The sequence below is a fragment of the Donghicola tyrosinivorans genome (assembly GCF_003003355.1).
GTDB classification, from domain to species: domain Bacteria; phylum Pseudomonadota; class Alphaproteobacteria; order Rhodobacterales; family Rhodobacteraceae; genus Donghicola; species Donghicola tyrosinivorans.
In genome coordinates this window covers 55,114-75,458 of sequence record NZ_PVTQ01000013.1, presented here as the reverse complement: position 1 = coordinate 75,458, position 20,345 = coordinate 55,114, and the positions used below count along the sequence as shown (strand labels likewise).

Annotated in this window: 18 protein-coding genes; 11 read left to right on the top strand and 7 right to left on the bottom strand. The window is 59.3% G+C overall.

Annotation, left to right across the window (positions count from 1 at the left end; translation table 11 throughout):
- Window positions 1-22 precede the first annotated feature (22 nt).
- The 5 genes from CLV74_RS16595 to CLV74_RS16575 form a co-directional block, all read right to left on the bottom strand.
- Window positions 23-1,015: an ABC transporter permease gene (locus tag CLV74_RS16595; RefSeq protein ID WP_106266984.1), complete on the bottom strand. Its 993-nt coding sequence runs from the start codon at window positions 1,013-1,015 to the stop codon at window positions 23-25.
- Window positions 1,012-2,448 carry a sugar ABC transporter ATP-binding protein gene (locus tag CLV74_RS16590; protein ID WP_245888579.1) on the bottom strand — a complete coding sequence of 479 codons (1,437 nt, stop codon included), beginning with the start codon at window positions 2,446-2,448 and terminating at the stop codon, window positions 1,012-1,014. Before CLV74_RS16590 ends, CLV74_RS16595 begins: the two co-directional genes overlap by 4 nt.
- A gap of 343 nt (window positions 2,449-2,791) precedes the next feature.
- Window positions 2,792-3,454, bottom strand: coding sequence for a sensor histidine kinase (locus CLV74_RS16585; RefSeq protein WP_106266981.1), 663 nt, complete (start codon window positions 3,452-3,454; stop codon window positions 2,792-2,794).
- A complete protein-coding gene (locus CLV74_RS16580) occupies window positions 3,451-3,891 on the bottom strand; it encodes a response regulator (RefSeq protein WP_106266978.1) in 441 nt (146 codons plus the stop codon). Before CLV74_RS16580 ends, CLV74_RS16585 begins: the two co-directional genes overlap by 4 nt.
- Entirely contained in the window at window positions 3,881-6,430 is a 2,550-nt protein-coding gene (locus CLV74_RS16575; RefSeq protein WP_106266976.1) for an ATP-binding protein, read from the bottom strand. The genes CLV74_RS16580 and CLV74_RS16575 overlap by 11 nt, the downstream gene beginning before the upstream one ends.
- 803 nt (window positions 6,431-7,233) lie before the next feature.
- Here CLV74_RS16575 and CLV74_RS16570 point away from each other — a divergent pair.
- Window positions 7,234-7,752, top strand: coding sequence for an HlyD family secretion protein (locus CLV74_RS16570; RefSeq protein WP_245888574.1), 519 nt, complete (start codon window positions 7,234-7,236; stop codon window positions 7,750-7,752).
- Window positions 7,753-7,754: 2 nt separating this feature from the next.
- Window positions 7,755-9,752, top strand: coding sequence for a glycosyltransferase family 2 protein (locus tag CLV74_RS16565; protein ID WP_106266972.1), 1,998 nt, complete (start codon window positions 7,755-7,757; stop codon window positions 9,750-9,752).
- On the opposite strand, the gene CLV74_RS16560 is transcribed toward CLV74_RS16565, so the two are convergent.
- Window positions 9,749-10,489 carry a class I SAM-dependent methyltransferase gene (locus CLV74_RS16560; RefSeq protein WP_106266969.1) on the bottom strand — a complete coding sequence of 247 codons (741 nt, stop codon included), beginning with the start codon at window positions 10,487-10,489 and terminating at the stop codon, window positions 9,749-9,751. The two genes, CLV74_RS16565 and CLV74_RS16560, sit on opposite strands and share 4 nt — an antisense overlap.
- 152 nt (window positions 10,490-10,641) lie before the next feature.
- Window positions 10,642-11,532 (bottom strand): LysR substrate-binding domain-containing protein, encoded by an 891-nt coding sequence (locus CLV74_RS16555; RefSeq protein WP_106267096.1) that lies wholly within the window; start codon window positions 11,530-11,532, stop codon window positions 10,642-10,644.
- 189 nt (window positions 11,533-11,721) lie between these two features.
- Between CLV74_RS16555 and CLV74_RS16550 the strand changes: the two genes are divergently transcribed.
- The 9 genes from CLV74_RS16550 to CLV74_RS16510 all read left to right on the top strand — a co-directional run bounded on the left by CLV74_RS16550 (window position 11,722) and on the right by CLV74_RS16510 (window position 20,345).
- Window positions 11,722-12,732 carry a hydroxyacid dehydrogenase gene (locus tag CLV74_RS16550; protein WP_106266966.1) on the top strand — a complete coding sequence of 337 codons (1,011 nt, stop codon included), beginning with the start codon at window positions 11,722-11,724 and terminating at the stop codon, window positions 12,730-12,732.
- 2 nt (window positions 12,733-12,734) lie between these two features.
- Window positions 12,735-13,415 (top strand): RraA family protein, encoded by a 681-nt coding sequence (locus tag CLV74_RS16545; protein WP_211299067.1) that lies wholly within the window; start codon window positions 12,735-12,737, stop codon window positions 13,413-13,415.
- Between the two features lie 41 nt (window positions 13,416-13,456).
- The gene (locus CLV74_RS16540) at window positions 13,457-14,413 is read left to right on the top strand and encodes a tripartite tricarboxylate transporter substrate binding protein (protein WP_106266962.1); all 957 of its coding nucleotides are present in this window, start codon (window positions 13,457-13,459) and stop codon (window positions 14,411-14,413) included.
- Between the two features lie 134 nt (window positions 14,414-14,547).
- Entirely contained in the window at window positions 14,548-15,009 is a 462-nt protein-coding gene (locus tag CLV74_RS16535) for a tripartite tricarboxylate transporter TctB family protein (protein ID WP_106266960.1), read from the top strand.
- A 3-nt stretch (window positions 15,010-15,012) separates the two neighbouring features.
- Window positions 15,013-16,509: a tripartite tricarboxylate transporter permease gene (locus CLV74_RS16530; RefSeq protein WP_106266958.1), complete on the top strand. Its 1,497-nt coding sequence runs from the start codon at window positions 15,013-15,015 to the stop codon at window positions 16,507-16,509.
- 112 nt (window positions 16,510-16,621) lie between these two features.
- A complete protein-coding gene (gene dctP, locus CLV74_RS16525) occupies window positions 16,622-17,590 on the top strand; it encodes a TRAP transporter substrate-binding protein DctP (RefSeq protein WP_106266956.1) in 969 nt (322 codons plus the stop codon).
- Window position 17,591: 1 nt separating this feature from the next.
- Entirely contained in the window at window positions 17,592-18,104 is a 513-nt protein-coding gene (locus CLV74_RS16520; RefSeq protein ID WP_106266954.1) for a TRAP transporter small permease, read from the top strand.
- A 4-nt stretch (window positions 18,105-18,108) separates the two neighbouring features.
- Window positions 18,109-19,401: a TRAP transporter large permease gene (locus CLV74_RS16515; protein ID WP_106266952.1), complete on the top strand. Its 1,293-nt coding sequence runs from the start codon at window positions 18,109-18,111 to the stop codon at window positions 19,399-19,401.
- The gene (locus CLV74_RS16510) at window positions 19,398-20,345 is read left to right on the top strand and encodes an SMP-30/gluconolactonase/LRE family protein (RefSeq protein WP_106266950.1); all 948 of its coding nucleotides are present in this window, start codon (window positions 19,398-19,400) and stop codon (window positions 20,343-20,345) included. The genes CLV74_RS16515 and CLV74_RS16510 overlap by 4 nt, the downstream gene beginning before the upstream one ends.

The window sequence follows — 20,345 nt, the reverse complement described above, 5'->3', positions numbered from 1 at the left end:
ATATTCTTTTGAAATAAAGGGGTTATTTCTGGCTGAAGCGGTCAATCAGGACCGCCACCAGAATGGCCAGACCCGTGACCGAGCCTTGCCAGAAACTGTTGATGCCAATCAGGTTCACGCCGTTCTGGATTACCGTGATCATCAAGGCACCCAATACCGCGCCGACCGCCGATCCTGTGCCGCCGAACAGGCTGGCTCCGCCGATCACCACAGCCGCAATCGCCTGCAACATCAGTGACGCGCCCGATGTGCTTTCGGCGTTCAGGATGTAGCTCAGTGTTAGAAGGCCCGCGAAAGAGGCCATGGTGCTGGAGAACACATAGGCCGCGAACCGAGTGCGCTTGACCGGAACACCCAGCAGATGCGCCGCCGTGGACGAGCTGCCAACCGCATAGAACCAGCGTCCGAAGGTGACCTTGCGCAGCACAAACTCAAGGCAGATCAGGAAGATGATGCAGAACAGCACATAGTTGGCGATGCCCGGCACCAGCGATCCGCTGTTAAACAGCCAGTAATTCGGGGCCGCAACTCCGACCGAGCGGCCATTGGTCACAATAAAGGCCAGCGATCCGGCGACCGCGTAGGTGATCAGGGTCACCACAAACGGGGCCAGCCCCGCCAAAGTGACAAGTGCGCCGTTGATGGCCCCGAAGACCACGCCTACCCCTAGGCCGATCAGGCTGGCGGTGAACCCGTCCACGCCGTTCGCCATCGCTGATGCCGCCACCATGCCTGTCAGCGAAAAGACCGAGCCCACAGACAGATCGATTCCGCCGGTGATGATCACCAACAGGATGCCAAGCGCCATGATAACCAAGGGCGCGGCGGCCTGCGCGATATTGGCAAAGTTTCCCAGAGATAGCGCCGCCGGAACGAAAGCGCCGACGCCAAGCATGATGACAATGATGGCACCCGCAATGGCCAGTTCTGTGCGGTAAGTGGACAAAACCGAAGGGGGCTTGGCCCGTGTGTCCGTGGTTCCATTGGTGTCCAGTGTGTTTGAAGTGCTGTTCATGCAGCCATCCCCGTCAATTCCGCCAAGGCGTCTTCGTCGAACCTGTCAGCGGGTAGAAATCCTTTGGGCTGGCCCTCGGTGTCAAAGGCCAGAATCTCGTGGCACAGCTCAAGCAGCTCCACGTTTTCGGTGGACCACCACACAACGATGGTGCCTTCCTCGGCCATCTGGCGGATCAGCGCGTACATGTCCCGTTTGGTGCCGATATCGACGCCGCGGGTCGGCTCTTCAAAGACCACCATCTTCAGAGGCAGCCCCAACCAGCGCGCGACCAGCAGTTTCTGCTGGTTTCCGCCCGACAGGGTGCCGGGGCGGTCCCACGCTGATCCGGCCTTGACCTTCAGTGCCTGCATCAGCCCCGCGCATTCGGACCGTTCGTTCTGTCCGACGAACAGCCGCCTTTCCCGCACCCGCCGCGAGGCCAGCACGTTGTCGATGATCGGCAACTGCGCCAGCACGCCTTTGGTGGCCCGATCGCCAGACACAAAGCCGATGCCCTGCGCGACAGCGTCGCGAGGAGAGGTGGGCGCGTTGCCCCAGCCGTCCCCCGTCATACACCAATCGCGGTGCCGCCCGTGCCCGATCAGGGACGAGATCACATGGGCGGGGCCTTCTGGCGCGCCTGCTAGTCCCAAGATCGTCCCGCGCTGGATTGGATGCTGGATGGTCGGTCCTGTCAGGGTCGCGACGACGGGCTGCCCGTCATTTCGGGCGATTTGCGCCTCGGCACGGTGGGCGGGCTGGCCCATTTCCTGAATGATCGCCGCATCCGTCAGCATCCCGATAGGCCGCGCATCAATGGCCGTTTTGCCATCCCGAATGATCGTGCAGACATCGCAAAGCTGCCGGATTTCCTTCATCCGGTGCGACACAAAAACGATCCCGATGCCCTTGTCTTTGGCCAGCCCTTTCAGGACTGCGAAGAGTTGTTCGGTTTCGGCGGCGGTCAGGTTTGCGGTGGGCTCGTCTAGCAACAGCACCTCGGCACCGGTCGAGAGGGCGCGGGCAATCTCGACGATCTGGCCTTCGTGCATGGACAGATCACCCGCCTTGCGAAACAGGGCTGTCCGCGCCAGATGCGGGTCGATCAACGACAGCGCCTCTTCGGCAATGAGGGCCGCCTGCGCCTGCCGTTTCAGAGCAAAACCCGAGGGCGCGTGGACCAAGGCGATATTCTCGGCCACGGTCAGATCGGGGATCAAGGCCAGCTCTTGGTAGACCACGGCGACCTTGGGATCGCCCCCGTGTGAGGCTTGCAGATGAAGATCGCCCGCGTTCGCGCGGATTTCACCGGTGATCACACGGATCATCGTGCTTTTGCCTGCGCCGTTCCCGCCAAGCAGCGCATGGATTTGGCCAGGCCGGACGGTAAAGTTCACGCCTTTCAGCACATGGGTCGGACCAAAGGATTTCTGGATGCCGCGCAGGGTCACCAAGGGCCGCTGCGGGTTAGACTGTCTTTCTGCAAGGGTTGTAGATGAACTTAAAGAAGTCATAGCGTCTGTGCCGCCATGACCAGAAATCTCATAGAAATAGGCGCAAGGCTTTGCGCCGTTTCAAAGCTGAAACAGCATAAAATCAAAGGCATGTTGTCCTCCCGTGTTTGCAACCATGAGGAGAGTTCACGGCGAAAGAAATCAGGAAGAATTTGAGTGTTGTGAAGAATTACTTCACAACTTTAGGGGAAACCGTGCAGCGATTCCGCGGCGCAAGGCGGCAAAGACGCCTTCGCGCGGCATAAGGAACGCCTTTACGCGATCGCAATTAGATAGAGGATCATCCGGCGGGCATCGGGCAGGTGATCGACACCTCAAACCCGTCGTCAGCTTGCGTCCAAGACAGCTTGCCATTCAGCTTTTCCACGGCAAGTTGGGCATAGTAGAGGCCCATGCCTTTTGACCCGCTGCGCTTCTTTTCGATTGTGCCCACCTGAAAAGGGGCCGTCGCCCTGTCTGCGAAGGCTGGGTCAATGCCGGGGCCTGAATCGCGCACGATGACGGATAACTCGCCGTCGTTATGGGCGATTTTCACATGGGCCCTGCGGGCGTCAGAATGGGTCAGGGCGTTCCGGACAACCTCTTTGGCGGCCAGATTGATCAGATGATTGCAGCCCGTAACGGTCTGATCCGCGACCTCAAACGTGATGTCCGCGCCGCTGAACTCAAACGCCAGATACAGCCTGATATCATCTAGGCCGAACGAAACGCTCTTAGCCGAATGGAACAGGATCGAGCGGATCCCGCGCACGCTGTCCAGAACATCCTGTGCCTGAACGATGGACTGCTGTAGCATGTCCAAATCCCGCTCAAGGCTTGCGCTGTCCTGACTTTCGCCGGCCTTGCGGACCCTATTGGTGAAATAGGTCGCGGCGCGAAGAGGCGCGCCCATGTCGTGAATGATCAGCGACAGGGCTTTTTCGATGTCCGTGCCTTGGCTCATGCAGGTTCCGTCGGAAGCGCGACCATCTGCACCCAGAAATGCTCGATCCCGCGCATGGTTTCCAGAAACTTATCCAAGTCGATCGGCTTTGCAATGTAGCAATTGGCGGCCAGATCGTAGATCTGTTTGATTTCACGGGGGTCTTCAGAGCTGGTCAGAACCACCACTGGAATGTCTTTGAGGTGCGGTGTGGATTTCACATGGGCCAGAATTTCCTTGCCGCTGGGGCCGGGCAGGTTCAGGTCCAGCAAAATGACATCGGGCAGCACGGCGCCTTCGCTTTGACCCGTCTGGTTCAGGTAATCCAGTGCCTCATAACCATCACGGGCGATGGCCATTTCATTGCGCAATTTGGCGTCCTCAAACGCGTCTTGCGTCAGCATGATGTCTGCCTCGTTGTCTTCGATGAGCAGAATTTTTATCGTTTCATGCGACATTCAGGGTGATTTCCTTCGCTTGTTCAAACGTCATGTGAAAGATCGTGCCGCCGCCCGGGGCGGGGGTGTGCCAGATGCGGCCGCCGTGAAGTTCGACGATTTTCTGGCAGTTCGACAAACCGATGCCGGTCCCCGAGAATTTTTCCCGCCGGTGCAGCCTGCGGAAAATCGCAAAGACCTCGTCCCCGCGGTTTTCTGGGATGCCGATGCCGTTGTCCTGCACGCACAGCTCGACGAGGCCGTCCTCCTCATGCCCATAGATCCGGACCTGCGCGGTTTCGGGGGTGTCTTGATACTTCAGTCCGTTGCTGATCAGGTTCTGGAACATCTGATGCAGTTGCCGGGGGTTCACCATCACCGAGGGCAGGTTGGCGTCGATCTGGACTTTAGCAGCTTGCTCCGGCTCTAGCAGAGCCTTCACGGCGCCTGCCACCTCGGTGGGATAGGCCGGTTCCGACACGACGTTGTCATGTTCGATCTTCGAATAGGCAAGAATATCGCGGATCAACGATCGGCTGTGGCTGGTGCCGTCTTCGATAAACCGCAGATAGGTCTCGCTTTTCTTGTCCAGCAGCTGGTTGCTATCCAGATACTCCCGCAGTTTCTGGCTGAAGGTCAGCGCAATACGCACCGGCTCTTGCAGGTCGTGCGAACAGATATAGGCAAAGCGCGACAGCGCCTCGTTGGATCGCATCAGCTTTTGCGTCAGTTCGGTCTGCTGCTTGAACTCTTCAAACAGCGGCCCGAGCGAGGTCAGGAAAAACACCTGCTCATAGCTTTGATTGCGCGCTTGCACATCGGGGAAGATGAACGACGACGACATGCTGACGATCTGGGTGTCGCCCTTCATCGGAACGAACTTCTGGATGTTCTTGAAGGCGTCATAGTCGATATGACGTTCGCCGAAGGCTGCATCGAATTCGGAAAAGTCATAATCCTGCAAGAAGCGGTCAATCGATTGCCCGATGCATTCAAGGTCGCGATCACCCAACAACATCAGTGCTGCGCGGTTGGCGCGGGTGATGGTGCCGTCCGGACGTGTAAAGATAATTGCGTCCGACACACCTTCCATGACGTCGGCCAGACGGTCGCGGGTGCTTTCGGCGCTTTTGAGGGCCCGTCTGCTTTGGCAGATGATCACCGCAAACAGGAATGCCGCAAAGAACGACAGGGCGGCGCCGACCAGTGTCACGATCAACGGATCCAACTGCCGCAGGGACATCAGATGGGTCGCGCTGGGAGAGATCGAAAAGCGCCAGTCTCGGCCGAAAAAGTCGATCTTTGTCGCGCGGGCGGGGATCGCGCCGGGTGTCAGCGGTTCATTGGATTCCAGTAGCGTCGCGCCGGCGTCGGTTAGCAAAAACGAGAACCGGTTGCTCAGGATGCCCGAAACCTCGAACAGTTTGGCCGCGCTGACGTTCACAGACATGACCGCGACAGAGCCGTCTTTTGCGACGACACGCTGCATGACCAGATTGCGAAGGGGCCCCGAAATTAGCCGGAAGGGCGCGGTTGCGACAGGATCATCCGTGGCCATTGCTTGTTCGAACGCCTGCGCTCTGGCGACGTCATAATCGTATTGCGATCCGATAATGCGCTGTTCGATTTCAGCCGGATAGGCCGCAATAATCCTGCCATCGGCAGAGGTCAAAGACACCCCGGCAACGTGAGTCATCGAGAAATAGCGCTCGGCAAATTTGCGGAAGTCCTGCGGGTCGATGGTCTCAGCTTCGCTGATTGCGTGGGACATCACGTCAATTGTCTTCGCCAACTGGCTCAGGTTCAGTTGCAGTGCCGTTGTTGTGCTGTCCTCAACGCTTTTCTGGTAGCTTTCGACCGTACTCATGTTCGATGTCTGGAGCAGCAAGCTGAGCAAAAGCGACAGCGGCAGGAACGCCACAAACGCTGTGGACACAAGGAAGGCAAAGCGGCCTTTTGTGTTAAGCTTCAGTCGGTTGGTCAGCAGACGCAGGGCCTCGGGGCCGCAAATGACCATGAAACTTAGGGATGCTTTGAACGATGCGCCCGGAAAGATCGCCGCCGATTGAATATTGTACACCGACGAACTTTGCGCCAACGCATTTGCGCCCGCCGCGCAGGCCACAACAGCATGCATAACCAACGCCTGATTGTCAGAGCGTGCGAAGGTAGCGGCGTAAAAGCCGCCAACAGCCATCAAGAACCACAGGGCGGTCGTATTCGACATCTGGCCTTTGCCCGCCGCAATGTCGGTCAGCGCAAAGCCTTTGAACATCCAATAGCTTTTGTCGCCAATCGTCAGAGCCACGATGCCAACCAAGCAGGCCACCATCAATTGGCGGGCATCCGAGATTCGCGCGACAATGAAGCAGGCCAACAGTAGAATACCCAGCGCTGTTGAGGATTGCATGGGCGACAGGCCGTCCAGAACAGTCACCAGCGCATAGTTGTCCGCCTGCCATCCAGCCAGCGCGATCATCGAAATGGCGACCGCAACGATGGCGGATAGCAGGGACAGTTGCCAGTTTTCCAAGATGGAATTGACGCCAATACGATTCATGGAACTATCCAGTCAGTGGAGGGATGACGGGTAAAAGATCAAGTAAATCGCACTAAAGGCTAATATTTCATCCTTTTTTATTAATTAAAAGATCACCTTTAGTCTTACCTTAGGTAAACTTTCGCGATGGCACGCAAGCAACAGCAGCTCTTAATCGATCATATTCAAAAACTGCTTGTTCTTTCTGGGGTTAGAGGTGCCCAAAAACGTCACTATTAAGAACAACTTAAAAGGACGTAAGGAAAACCTTACTTAATGAACGCATGGTAAAGGGCGGGGTTTGGCCAACTGGGTGGCCAAAATTTGCTGAAAATCATTTTCGATCCTCAGGTCTCATCTGCAGCGTGCGACTTGCCTGCACGCGACATGCAGTGTCGCAAAATTGCAGATCCAAGTGCAGCAGTTTTGCAATACATCACTACTCTGCCGATGCAATCGCTTAGTTTTGAAGCAGCTATAGCCTAAAACGTGGGAAACTGTTCGTTTGAATGGGCTACGCGACGTAAGGATAAACACTTTTTCGTAATCACTAGAATATCCGGATGTATCTCTGGTAACCTATTTGTAGAACCTAGCGTAAGCAGGATTTTCTAGTTTCCTCTCCTTTCCATCGTGACTCACCCTGCGCAAGCGATACGCTGAAAGGATTAGACGTGCGATATTGGCGACTGCTTCTCGGAGCCATACTGGTTATCACAGCTTTATGGATTATCCTGGGAGAGCAGATTTCAGGCATTAGTTCGGATGCGGTTATCAACGCACGTCTGTCGACGCTGCGCACCCCGATTTCCGGACAGCTGGAGATGCCCCTGCGGGCCTTCGGCGAGGAATTCGACGCCCAAGAAACTGTTGCCACGATCAAGCCGTGGATGGACGGAGAGACCGCTCCCCGAGCCACCAGCATGGACTTGGTGGCGCCGGTCAACGGCCTGCTTTGGGAAGTCCTGGCTGGCGACGGAGAATTCGTCGAGCGCGGACAGGATATCGCACGGTTTATGGTCTGCGGCTCGGCGCTGGTGACATTGTCTGTGTCGGATAACGTCTACGCCCGTCTACAGGTGGGCCAAGCCGCGCAGTTCCGCCTGAGCGGTAAAAGCAAGATCTACGACGGCACCATCACGCGGATGGCAGGCGCGGGCGCGGAAACGATTTATGGTAACCTTGCCGTTGCGCCCTCGATCAAGCACCTAGAACGGTATGACGTGGCAATCCTTGTGCCTGCCTTGCGCGAACAACCAGCGCTGAAGTGTTCAGTCGGGCAAACCGGACGGGTCTTTTTCGACGTCCGTCCTTTGGACTGGTTGCGCCAGATGATGCGCTGATCATGGATGATTTTCTGTTCCTCGGCGAAATTCAAAGCAGCCTAGCGCGGGTCTTTTTGGTGGTGGGCTGCGCGTTGGCGCTGCCTTTCTTCTTCGACAGGACCAAAAGCCTGCACCGGTCTTTTGTCTTCTTGATCGCGGGCCTTTTGTCCCTGCGTTACTTGTGGTGGCGGGCCACGCAGACCATCGCTCCGCTGGATTGGACATGGGATTGCGCTGCAAGCTGGTCCTTGCTGGGGATTGAAACGCTTGCGGTTCTAAGCGGGCTTAGCTCATTCGGCATTCTGTCCCGCGTGCGGCACCGCAGCGCCGATGCGACAGCACATCTGGGCTGGTGGGGCGCGGCCAAGCCACCCCATGTGGCGATCCTGATCGCGACCTACAATGAAGAGCTTGAGGTGCTAGAGCGGACGATCATCGGGGCCAAGGCGCTGAACCACCCTTCGAAAGAGGTGGTGGTTCTGGACGACGGTCGCCGCGATTGGCTGCGGGATTATTGCGCCAAGCAGGACGTGCGGTATCTGACGCGGACCAAGAACGAAGGGGCCAAGGCGGGAAACATGAACAACGCGGTCCGTGTGCTGGCCGCCGATCCGGTGCCGCCGGACTATATCGCGGTGCTGGATGCGGATTTCGTGCCGCATCGCGGCTTTCTGAGCCGCTCGCTGGCGCTGTTTCATGATGAAACAGTCGGCTTGGTCCAGACCCCGCAGCACTTTTTCAACGCCGATCCGATTCAGCATAACCTTGGCCTTAGCCGGTCTTATCCTGACGAGCAGCGCCTGTTCTTTGACCACCTGCAACCCGCGCGGGATGCGTGGGGCATCGCCTTTTGCTGTGGCACATCCTCGGTCATCCGCTGGCAGGCCATTCAGGACGTGGGCGGCTTTCCCGAAGACAGCGTCACCGAAGACTACATGATGACGCTGGTGCTGCGCGATGCCGGTTGGCAGACCGTCTATCTGGACGAGCCCCTGACCGAGGGCCTCGCCCCCGAAGGGCTAAAGGAATACGTCACCCAGCGCGCCCGTTGGTGTCTTGGCATGATGCAAATCGCCCGCAGCCGCGTTGGCCCGTTTGCCAAAAACAACCTTCGACTGCGCGACCGTTGGAGCGTCATCGACGCGGCGCTCTACTGGCTGACGACCTTTCCGTTCCGTCTCGCAACCCTGATCTACCCGTTGTTTTATTGGTATTTTAACATCACTGTGGTGGATGCAAGCGTTGCGGAAGTCATCAACTATTTCGGCACCTACTACCTGTGGATTCTGCTGGCGATGGGCCTGATCGCGCGTGGTCTGGTGATGCCGGTTCTGAACGATGTCAGCCAGATCCTCGGGGCGATCCCGATTGCGCGCTCGGCCTTTGTGGGGCTGCTAAAGCCCAAGGGCCACCCGTTCCACGTGACGGCAAAGGGCGGGGACCGCAGCAACATCATCGTCCAGTGGGAGCTGATGCGCCCCTATCTGATCCTTTTGCTGCTTAGCATCGGCGGGATTATCATCGGCATCCTCACCGATTTCTTTGCCTATGATGACGCGGGGCAGGGCAAGCAGGTTGTGCTGTTCTGGACCATCTACAACATTGTTGTGCTGTCCCTGACCGCTTTGACCTTTGTCGAGCTGCCCCGCACCGAGGTTCACGTGGCAGACAAGCCCGAACAGACTGTCTTTACCTTTGCAGAGGGCGAAGTGCCGGTCAGTGTCCGCGAACTGACAATGGACACCTTGCGCATCAAAGGGCAGGTGCTGCCGCTGGGGACTGTCGGCTCGGTCCAGTTGAGGGACGTCGGAGAGGTGCAAGCCACAGTCGTTTCAAACCTGCGCAATGGCGTCCGGCTGCGATTGCAGGCCACGCCAGAGCAGAAAGACGCGCTGATCCTGCGCTTTTACACGGACGGCGATGCGCCGGGCATCCCGCGTGCAAAGCTGGCCGCCGTGCTGCAAGGGATCGCGTGGCGACTGTCCGATGATCAGGAAAGCCGGTTGGGCAAGCGTTAAGGTTTTCGGGCACAGATCGCATAGCGGTGTTCACTGCGCCGCAAGAGCGATTTGCGCCAACCTAGCTGCGCCGCCTGCGCCCTGTGGATGGGGCCAAGCTTATGGTCGATCGTCAGCCCGTCAAAGCCGGTGCGGCGCAGCAGGTCCGCCACCGCATCGGCCCGCGCCCCTTGCGTGAAGTAGACCTGCGCCAGGATTTCTTGATGCCGCGTGGTTCTGCCGTTTGCTGTCGCAGGGCGCGGTGCCAGCCAGCGGGCCAGCCAATTGCGAGTCACGAAATCGCCGTCGACGATCAACAACACGCCGCCCGGTTTCAGTACACGGAACCATTCAGCAAAGGCGCTTGCGGCATCGACCAGTGTCCAGACCAGATGGCGGGTGACAATCACATCCATGCACCCGTCCGGCAGCATCGTTCGTTCGGCATCTGCCTGTAGAAAGCTCACCTCCGGTAGCTTGGCGCGGGCGCGCTCCAGCATCGGCTCGGCCCAGTCCAATCCGGTGACGGTAAAGCCCAAGGATTGACACAGACGCGCAATCTCGCCGGTGCCCGAGGCCAGATCCAACAGGTTGCGCCCGTCTGCGGCACCCAGATGCCACGTGAACAATGCCCGCCATGCGGTCATCTCTGCCCCCTCAGCAATCTTGTGGCCGGGGTCATTGTCAAATGTCGCAGCGCGGTCGGACCAGTAGTCACGGATTTCATCGCGCAAACTGCGGTTGGATTGGGATGTCATAAGGTGTGTCGTGCCTACGCTAGGAGGATCATCAGCATCGAACGGCTGAAGATCCTTGAACCATCTCAAACCAGTGGCGTTGGCTACCTAGTCTTCCGCACACCTGCCTGCTTCGGTTGCTGCTGTCAATTGATCGCGTCAACCGGTGCCCCTCAGGCAGACCGCTCAACCCCGTATTCGCCGCAAAGCTCTGACAGGACCGAGTGCAGTTTTGCGATGATCTCACCTCGCGGCGAGACGGTGCGCTCTACGATGCCGATCTGCCGCGTGACTTGTGGAAAGCCGAAGGGCAGGCGCAGGATGCCCACGTCCTCTGGCTCTTGCAGCGCCACATGAGGCACGACCGAGATCCCAAGCCCTTGCCGGACACAGGTCACGATAGACCCGATGGTGTCCATCTCGGCCACGTCATTGGTGACCACCCCAAGGCGCGAGACCTCGGTGTCGATCAGGTTGGCCAAGGGAACCGCGCTGCGAAACCGGATGTAGGGTCGGGTGTTCAGCAGCTCGATCGGGTCGGTGCTAGTCGTGCCTGAGGGTGCGATCAGCCACAGAGGTTCACGCAGAAAGGGGCTCCAGCGTAGGGCGTTCGGGAATCCCACATGCTCGGCCACAATCGCTGCATCAAGACGGCCCGCCGCCACATCGGCAATCAGCGTTGAGGACAGCGAGACCCGCAAGCTGGATTTCAGGTCCGGATAGCGTTGGCGCATTTGCACGAGGGCGCGCGGCAGCAGGTTCAATGCACTGGACCGGACCGAGCCAAGCATCAAGGTCCCCGCGATCTGATCACCCCGCAGGCTGGCCTTTGTATCCTCTTCGCGCTGAAGGATATCCTTGGCCATTTCAAGAACTTGCAGGCCGGATGGCGTCAGGCGCGGAGGGCGCGTGCTGCGGTCGAAAATACTGACGCGCAACTCATCCTCCAGGGCCTGAATTTGCTGGCTGACCGCCGACGGGGTCAGGCCGACCACATCCGCCGCATGGGCAAAGGTGCCGTGCGATTGGATCGCAAGAAGGGTCTTCAGCTGTCGTGTGTCCATCATCAAATCCAGTTTTGCTTAATCTAATAACCAGAATTACGCGCTTTTGATAAGACATTCTTCGCATTAGGTTCAGCTTTCAAGGAGGATGCTGCTGGCAGGGTTGGGAGACCTGCCGCGGTTCAATCGACAGAAATGCAAGAAAATACCGCGTTCCGAGGCTTCGGGACGCCATTGGAGAGATGTGCGATGAGCAAAACAATCCTGGTGACGGGGCCTGATCTTGATCCCTTGGCTGCCCGCCTTGTGGCGGACCACGGATACCAGACGGTGCATACCCCGGCCTATGCCGACAACGCTGTGATTTCCGAATTTTTGCAGAAGACCGGCGCGGTGGGGATTGTCTCTCGGATGGGGCGGATTGATGCCGCGGCGATGGATGCCGCGCCGCAGTTGCGCGTCATTTCCAAGCACGGCGTTGGCGTTGACAACATCGATATTCAGGCGGCGGCGGATCGGGGCATTCCGGTGCTGGTCGCCACGGGGGCCAATGCGGTTTCCGTCGCAGAGCATGCCATTGCCCTGTTGCTGGCGACGGTGAAACGCATCCTGCCGCTGGATGCCGGTCTGCGTGCGGGGCGCTGGGAAAAGCCCGGTTTTGCAGGGCGCGAGATTGCGCAATCGACCATGGGCCTGATGGGTATGGGATCAATCGCGCAGGCGACGGGGCGTATGGCCAAGGGTCTTGGGATCAAGCTGGTGGGCTATGACCCCTTCGCCCCCGATAGCGCCTTTGATGAGCTTGGCGTGACCCGCTGTGCCAGCTTTGAGGACATGCTGGCCCAGTCCAATATCCTTAGCCTGCATTGCCCGCTAACTCCGCAAACCCGCCAGATTCTGAACGCCAAGACCATCGCGCTGATGCCGCAGGGCTCTTTCGTGATCAACACCGCGCGGGGCGGTCTGATCGATGAGGCCGCACTGGTTGCCGCGATCCGCTCGGGCCATTTGGCAGGGGCAGGGCTTGACACCTTCGCGACCGAGCCGCCCGCCGCAGACCATCCGTTCTTTGCTGAACCCGCCATCGTGCTGACCCCCCATATCGGCGGCGTGACCCGAGAGGCGGGCGCACGGGTGGGCGTCGATGCGGTGCGTGGGATTTTCCAGATCCTCGACGGTCAGCCTGTGGCCCCTGAACGCATCATCAATCGCAAACTCATGGCCGCCGATCAGGCGCAACTTGCCCAAGGAAAGAAATAAGCATGACCATCGGTTTTCGTATCCTGAACCGTGAACGCACCGCCTCGAAAGAGCTGGTGGCAGAGTTCGCAAAACTGCCTGTGGCCAATGTCTCGGACAGCATGGCGCGGATGACTGCGGCAGGCCCGACCTTGCGGCCGATGCACACCTCGGGCGGCATGGCGGGGGTCGCGCTGACCGTCAAAGCGCGCCCCGGTGACAACCTGATGCTGCACAAGGCAATTGATATGGCCGTACCGGGCGATGTCATCGTGGTTGATGCAGGCGGCGATCTGGCCAATGCCCTGATGGGCGAGTTGATGCTGGCCTACGCCATCAAGAAAGGCGTTGTGGGCTTTGTCCTGAACGGTGCGATCCGCGATCTGGACAACTTTCGCGCCACAAACCTGCCCACCTATGCGGCGGGCGTCACCCATCGCGGCCCCTACAAGGATGGCCCCGGAGAGATCAACGTGCCCGTCGCGATCGACGGCATGGTCATTCATCCCGGCGATATCATGATCGGCGACAGCGATGGCGTGCTGTGCGTGCCCATCGATGGGGCCGAAGAAATTCTGAAATCCACGCAGGCCAAATCCGAAGCAGAAATCAAACAGATGGCAGCTATCGAAGCGGGCACCAACGACCGCTCGTGGGTCGACCGAGCCCTGACCCAGCGCGGCTGCATCCTGCCCACCGACTGACCCGACCCCAAAAACACACCGCATGATCAAGGAGGAGCGACATGCTAACCATCTTTAAAAAGGCCGCCATTGCTGGCGTTATGACCCTCGCCGCGGGTGCGGCATTGGCCGAAGGCTATCCTGAAAAGCCGATCGAGGTCATCGTAGGCTATTCTGCCGGTGGCGGCACCGACGTGATGGCCCGCACCACCATGCCGTTCATCGAAAAATACCTTGGCAACGGCGCAAGTCTGGTCGTGAAGAACGTCCCCGGCGCGTCCGGCCAGATCGGCATCACCGAAGTCGCGAATGCGGCGCCTGACGGCTATACTCTGGGCACCTTCAACCTGCCCGGCATGATGGCACGGACGCTGGACCGCGAGGCGGGCTATGACCGTGACAGCTTTACCTATCTGGCGAATGTGGTGAATGACCCAAACGTCATCGTCTCGTCCAAGGACAGCGGGATCAACACGATGGACGATCTGATCGCAGCCGCGAAAGAGAACCCGCTGGCGATCACTGTGGGCATGTCCTCGCTTGGGGGTGATGACCACTTCCTGCTGATCAAACTGCAAAAAATGACCGAGACCGAATTCACCATCGTGCCTTTCAAAGGCTCGGCTCCGGCGCGGACGGCGGTGATGGGCGGCCATGTGGCCGTGGGCATCTTCAACGTCTCGGAAGTGGCGAAATTCGCGGGCGAGTTGAACATCCTTGGTGTGGCGCAGCCCGAGCGTTCGGAATTTGCCCCTGACGCGCCTACCTTCCGCGAACAGGGTCTGGACCTGATCAACGGATCGCTGCGCGGTGTCGTGGCCCCCGCTGGCCTGCCCGACGATATTGCGGCCAAGCTGCGCGATGCCTTTGAAAAGGCCGCGCAAGACCCCGAGTTCGTCAAGGCAATGGCCGACACTGCGAACCCCGTTGCCGTGGTCACCGGCCAAGAGTTCCGAGAGTTGACCGACAGCCTTTACGATCTGGCGAAAGAGGCGTGGGAAACCACCCCTTGGAACTGATCCGCGCTTGTGCCGGCGTGTCCGGCCCTGACCTCCCAGTGGCCCTGTGCCCTTAGGGACAAGGCCACAGCGCGCGGACCGGACGTGTCCAGCGTCTGCGCGCACCTCTTCTTCTTTGCAAACGAGAGCATGTCATGTCTGACCGATCTCATAACCGTCTGACCAGACCCGAGACGCTGACCGCCGTCGGCATCATTCTGATCGCAGCGGGTTTCCTTGTTCCGACCACGGATTTGCGTTCGATCTCTGCGCTATTGCCTGCGGCTATGTTGATTGGACTGATCGTGCTGGCGCTGGTGCTGCTGGTGATGGATCAGCGCAAGGCGGCTAGGGCCGAGGCTCCGGTCCAGATGACCCAAGCGCCAAAGCGTGTTGCGGGCGCATTCCTGTTGATCCTTGGCTACGCGCTGGCCTGCGATTTTATCGGGTTTTACGTCAGCACTGCCGTCACCATTCCGCTGGTAGCTTTTGCCTTTGGCTACCGCAATCCGCTGGGGCTGCTGGTCGCGACGGGAATCGTGGTGGGCAGCATTTGGCTGATTTTCGATTTCGGGATGTCCCAAAGCTTTCCCGCTGGCCGTCTTTGGAAGGACTGATTCATGTACGCTGACCTTCTTCACGCTTTGCCGGATGTCTTTGCTTGGACCAACTTTGCCGCCGTGGTGATCGGCGTGATCGCCGGTATCGTTGTCGGCGCCATGCCGGGCCTGTCGGCCACAATGGCGATTTCGGTTCTGGTGCCTTTCACCTTCGGACTTGAGCCCCTAGTGGCCCTTGGCCTGATGGCGGGTATCTATAACGGCGCGATGTACGGGGGCGCGATCCCTGCGGTTTTGCTGCGCATCCCCGGCACTCCCGCCGCTGTGGCCACCACCTTCGACGGCTATCCCATGGCGCAAAAAGGCGAGGGGGGCTTTGCCCTGCAAGTAGCGGTGGTGTCTTCGTCCATCGGCGGCATCGCCTCGGCTTTTGCGCTGATGTTGCTGGCCCCGCCCCTGAGCAAAGTCACTTTGCTGTTCGGCCCGTCCGAGGTGTTCTGGGTGGCGGTCTTCGGCCTTGCCTCGATCATCTTTCTGCTGGGGGGGAACCCGATCAAGGGGCTGATCTCTGCGTGTTTCGGGGTCTTTGTCTCGGTTATCGGATCGGACCCGATTTATGGTAATGACCGTTACACATTCGGCCAGCTAGAGATGCTGGATGGCATCCATATTGTGATCCTTCTGGTGGGGCTTTATGCGCTGCCGCCGGTGATCGATCTGCTGGAAACCCCGCTGAAGACTGGCGTGAACAGCTCTAACTTAGGGACCGAGCCGATCTGGAAGGCCATCCCCCGCATGAAGGGCTATTGGAAAACGTGGCTGCGAGGGTCTTTCATCGGGATCTGGATCGGCATTCTGCCCGGTGCGGGCGGCTCGATGGCGGCGTTCATGTCCTATAATGAGGCCCGTCGCGCCTCAAAAAACCCCGAAACATGGGGCGAGGGCGAGCCCGAAGGCGTGGCTGCCGCCGAAACCGCCAACAATGCCGATACCGCTTCGGCGCTGATCCCCGCTTTGACCTTGGGTATTCCGGGCACTGCTGTGGCGGCGGTGATGCTGGGGGGGCTGCTGGTCCACGGTCTGCAACCCGGCCCGATGCTGTTCCGCGACAACCCTGACGTTGTGTTCGGCTTTATGTGGCAGTTCCTGTTCGGTGCAATCCTGCTGGTTCTTCTGGGCGGCAGTCTGGCCACCAACAGCTTTGCGCGGCTCTTGAACCTGCCCCGCCCGCTGCTTGGGTCCGTGATCATCGTGCTGATGCTGATCGGCGTCTATTCGATCCACGGCCGGATGTTCGATGTCTACCTGATGCTTGGCTTCGGCGCTGTGGGCTGGGTGATGGACAAGCTGAAATTCCCGCTGCCCCCTGTTGTACTGGGTCTGATCCTAGGCGGCTTTGCCGAAGAGAACCTGCGTCTTGCCCTGCGCATTGGCCGCGGTGATCCGCTGGTCCTGTTGCAGAACACTACAAGCCTTGTGCTGGTGGCACTGACCGTCGCGGTCATCATCGGCCCGACCATCAAACAGCGCCTTGCCGCCAGCCGAAAGCCCGCGTGACGGCGCAATCCGTCGCCATCCCTAAGAAGAAAAGCCCTGAACGCAATTGTAAGGCCGGATGGTTGTTTCCGGCCCCCAAAACACCCGATATGAGTACTGGAGGAGACATCTAATGACACTCAGAACCCTTGGCGCTGCGGCGCTCATCGCGGCATCCGCCACTGTTGCCCAAGCGGATGATTGGACCGCTTACACCTATTCGTCGGTATCCACCACGTCGGCGGTCAAAGGCATGAACCGTATCGTCGAGCGCGTCGGCGCAGACAGCGATCTGTCCATCGACCTGCACCTTGGCAAGACGCTGCAAATCGCCTCGGCCGATATCACGCAAGCGGTGGGCGATGGAATCATCGATATGGCGGCAGATTTCTTCTTCTCGGGCAGCGTGCCGCTGGCGCGGGTTCTGAACCTGCCGATGCTGATCGAGAATGACGACGAATGGGCCAAAGCCTATGCCGCGATGGAGCCGACCCTGATCGACGCCTTCGCACAGCAGGGTGTGGTTCTGCTGGGGGGCTACCGCTATCCCGAACAAACCATCTTCACCACGTTCGAGATCACCTCGCTGGCCGATCTTGAAGGGCACAAAATCCGTGTCACCTCTCCCGAGCAGGGCCACTTTATCGAAGAGTTCGGCGGCGCGGCGATTACCCTTTCGGGGTCCGAAGTGCCCACCTCGCTTGAGCGCGGCGTGATCGAAGGTGTTTTGACCGCATCGGCGGGCGGGGCGAAGAACTGGCATGAGTTCCTGCCCTACAACTATCGCTTTGCGGTGAACTACGGCAACTCGATGATCATTGCGAACGCAGATAGCTTTGCAGCCCTTTCCGAGGACACGCAGAACGCCCTGCGCGCTATTGTGGCCGAAGAAGGCCCCAACACCACCGCCGCCTTTATCGAGGACGAAGCCGCGCAGCAAAAATCGCAGGCCGAGGCTGGCATGACCATTGTTGCAGCCGCAGGCGGCGATGCGGCAGCGGCCAGCGCGAAACTGGCCCCCTACTGGGAAGCATGGGCCAAAGAGAACGGTCCCGAATATGAGGCCGCCCTTGCAACCGTCCGCGCAGCCATCGGCAAGTAAGATGCAGCTTGATACCAAAAAGGGGCCGGCTTCGGCTGGCCCCCTCTTTGACATGGCGGCAAAGGCGACGGGCGTTCTGACCAGCACCGTTCTGGCCGCGCTGGTGATCCTTGTGTGCCTTGAGGCGTTCTTGCGCGGGGCCTTCAATTACTCGCTTGGCTTTGCCGAAGAACTGACGGGCTACGGCGTTGTCTTTCTGACCTTTTTCGGGGCGGCACTGGCTTTGCGCGGATCATCCATGTTTCAGGTCCACTTCCTGCTGGACCGCTGGTCAGAGCCGACCCGCCGCCTGCTGATCCGGCTGTTTGTTGTGATCGCCGTACTGATCTGCCTTGTCCTTGCGTGGAAGACCAAGGACCTGACGCTGAGCTCATTCTCGCGGGGGAAATTCGCGCCCACTGTGCTGCGCACCCCGCTGTGGATTCCGCAGGTCATCCTGCCTGCCGGTTTCTCTGTTTTGACGTTTTTTCTGGTCGAGCAGTTCCTGCTGACCTTCCGTAAATCAAAGGACTGACCCCATGGAAGCGATCCTTGCCTTTGGCCTGCTGATCGGAATGATCCTCGGCGGGATGTGGGTGCAATTTGCCGTGGCCGGTGCGGGTCTGACCTATATCTGGATGCTCAAGGGGTTCGCGGGCTGGAAGGCCCTTGGTCTGGTTAGTTGGGGCGCGGCCAACAGCTTTACCCTTGCCGCTATTCCCCTGTTTGTCCTGATGGCCGAAATCCTGCTTGGCTCTGGCCTGTCCACGCGCCTTTACAACGGCGTTGCGCCTTTCATGCGCCGTCTGCCGGGTGGGCTGCTGCACACCAATATCGCGGGCAGCGGGATTTTTGCGGCGATCTCCGGCGGATCGGCCCCGACTGCGGCGGCCATGTCCACTGTTGCCCTGCCAGAGATGTCAGCACGCGGCTATAACAAGCGTCTGGTGGCCGGGTCGCTGGCGGCGGGGGGTACTTTGGGCATCCTGATCCCGCCCTCGATCACCATGATCATCTACGCCACCTTTACCGAAACCTCGATTGCGCGTCTGTTTGCGGCAGGCCTTTTGCCCGGTATCCTGCTGGCCCTGTGCTACATGGGGTTCATCGTCCTGCGCGTGAAGATGAACCCCGCGCTGGCACCCAAGAATGACACCCCCGCCAGCTTGGGCGATCTGCGGCGGGCGCTTCTGGATATCGTGCCGTTCCTGATGTTGATCGTCATCGTATTGGGCAGCATCTACGGCGGTTTCGCCACCCCGACCGAGGCAGGGGCCGTAGGCACCATAGGCGCGATCCTGATCTCTGGCCTCTATGGGAAACTGTCCTTGAGCCTGATCACCGAGGCCCTCTCGCGCACCGCATCCATGAGCGGGAACATCCTGTTCATCGTCTTTACCTCGATGATTTTTGCCTACGCCACGGCGCTGTCGGGCATTGGCGAAGATTTGGTCGGGGTTCTGGAAAACGCCGATGTCTCGCGCTTGGGGTTCTTGCTGATCATTATGGTGGTCTTCGCCATTCTGGGCTGCTTCATGGAGGGGCTGGGGATGATCGCGATCATCGTGCCGGTGATCTTCCCCGCGCTGGTGGCGCTGGATGTGGACCCGATCTGGTTTGGCGTCTTTGTGGTTATTCTGGTGGAACTGGGCCAGCTGACCCCGCCGCTGGGGGTGATCCTGTTCGTTGTGGCGTCTTCGTCCGATCAGGTGAAGGTCGAAGATGTGATCATGGGGACTTTGCCCTTCTTCATCATCATCGTGTCCTTCATGCTGCTGTTGATCGCCGCACCGCAAATCGCGTTGTTCCTGCCGGAGTTCACCTACCGATGAGCCACACCTACCCCTTCCCTGAACCCGTGATCATAGACGCCGAGGTTTTTACCGAACTGCCCGCCGCTCTGCGCCGCACGGGACAGCCCTCCTACTGGGCCGAGAAGAACCGGCGCGGTGCCCCTGCGGACAGCTTTCTGGAGGGTCCGTCCTTTGACCGCGCGGGTAATCTCTACTTCGTCGATATCCCCTTTGGCCGCGTGTTTCGCGCCAGCCCTTCGGGTCAGATTACGCAGATCACCGAATATGACGGGCAGCCCAATGGTCTGAAGATCCATCAGGACGGCCGGATTTTTCTGGCCGATTACCAGAACGGGATTATGCAGCTTGATCCCGCCACGGGCGGCGTCACCAAAGCTCTTGGCGACGCGGATACCGAAAGCTTCAAAGGGTGCAATGATCTGCATTTTGGCAGTGACGGAGCGCTGTATTTCACGGACCAAGGGCAGACGGGCCTACAGGACCCCTCGGGCCGTGTCTGGAAATGGCAGATGGACAGCGGGCGGCTGGAATGCATGATCGACAGAGTTCCCAGCCCGAACGGTCTGGTTCTGGATCTGGCCGAGCATGTCCTATTTCTGGCCGTCACACGGGCGAATGCGGTCTGGCGCTTGCCGATCTCTCCCAGCGGGCGGGTGAATAAGGCGGGCCTTTTTATCCAGTTCTCCGGAGGACGTGCAGGGCCGGACGGGTTGGCGCTGACCTCCGACGGGGGTGTCGTGGTGTGTCAGACCGGAATGGGGCTGGTCTGGGTGCATAATGCGCTAGGCCAGCCGATTGCCGTGATCCGCAGCCCCCGCGGTCTAGGCACCACCAACTGTGCCTTTGGCGGCCCTGAAGGACGGACCCTTTTCATCACTGAAAGCGATAGCGGCAGCATCCTGAAGGCAGAGCTGCCTAAGGACCTTGGCATCACCGGCGCGCCTATGTTTTCGGGCTGCTGA

Excerpts from the sequence above, each read along its gene's own strand:
- CLV74_RS16595 (WP_106266984.1), bottom strand. The coding sequence starts at position 1,015 with ATGAACAGCACTTCAAACACACTGGACACCAATGGAACCACGGACACA.
- CLV74_RS16585 (WP_106266981.1), bottom strand. The coding sequence starts at position 3,454 with ATGAGCCAAGGCACGGACATCGAAAAAGCCCTGTCGCTGATCATTCAC.
- CLV74_RS16580 (WP_106266978.1), bottom strand. The coding sequence starts at position 3,891 with ATGTCGCATGAAACGATAAAAATTCTGCTCATCGAAGACAACGAGGCA.
- CLV74_RS16575 (WP_106266976.1), bottom strand. The coding sequence starts at position 6,430 with ATGAATCGTATTGGCGTCAATTCCATCTTGGAAAACTGGCAACTGTCC.
- CLV74_RS16570 (WP_245888574.1), top strand. The coding sequence starts at position 7,234 with ATGCCCCTGCGGGCCTTCGGCGAGGAATTCGACGCCCAAGAAACTGTT.
- CLV74_RS16565 (WP_106266972.1), top strand. The coding sequence starts at position 7,755 with ATGGATGATTTTCTGTTCCTCGGCGAAATTCAAAGCAGCCTAGCGCGG.
- CLV74_RS16560 (WP_106266969.1), bottom strand. The coding sequence starts at position 10,489 with ATGACATCCCAATCCAACCGCAGTTTGCGCGATGAAATCCGTGACTAC.
- CLV74_RS16555 (WP_106267096.1), bottom strand. The coding sequence starts at position 11,532 with ATGGACACACGACAGCTGAAGACCCTTCTTGCGATCCAATCGCACGGC.
- CLV74_RS16550 (WP_106266966.1), top strand. The coding sequence starts at position 11,722 with ATGAGCAAAACAATCCTGGTGACGGGGCCTGATCTTGATCCCTTGGCT.
- CLV74_RS16545 (WP_211299067.1), top strand. The coding sequence starts at position 12,735 with ATGACCATCGGTTTTCGTATCCTGAACCGTGAACGCACCGCCTCGAAA.
- CLV74_RS16540 (WP_106266962.1), top strand. The coding sequence starts at position 13,457 with ATGCTAACCATCTTTAAAAAGGCCGCCATTGCTGGCGTTATGACCCTC.
- CLV74_RS16535 (WP_106266960.1), top strand. The coding sequence starts at position 14,548 with ATGTCTGACCGATCTCATAACCGTCTGACCAGACCCGAGACGCTGACC.
- CLV74_RS16530 (WP_106266958.1), top strand. The coding sequence starts at position 15,013 with ATGTACGCTGACCTTCTTCACGCTTTGCCGGATGTCTTTGCTTGGACC.
- dctP (WP_106266956.1), top strand. The coding sequence starts at position 16,622 with ATGACACTCAGAACCCTTGGCGCTGCGGCGCTCATCGCGGCATCCGCC.
- CLV74_RS16520 (WP_106266954.1), top strand. The coding sequence starts at position 17,592 with ATGCAGCTTGATACCAAAAAGGGGCCGGCTTCGGCTGGCCCCCTCTTT.
- CLV74_RS16515 (WP_106266952.1), top strand. The coding sequence starts at position 18,109 with ATGGAAGCGATCCTTGCCTTTGGCCTGCTGATCGGAATGATCCTCGGC.
- CLV74_RS16510 (WP_106266950.1), top strand. The coding sequence starts at position 19,398 with ATGAGCCACACCTACCCCTTCCCTGAACCCGTGATCATAGACGCCGAG.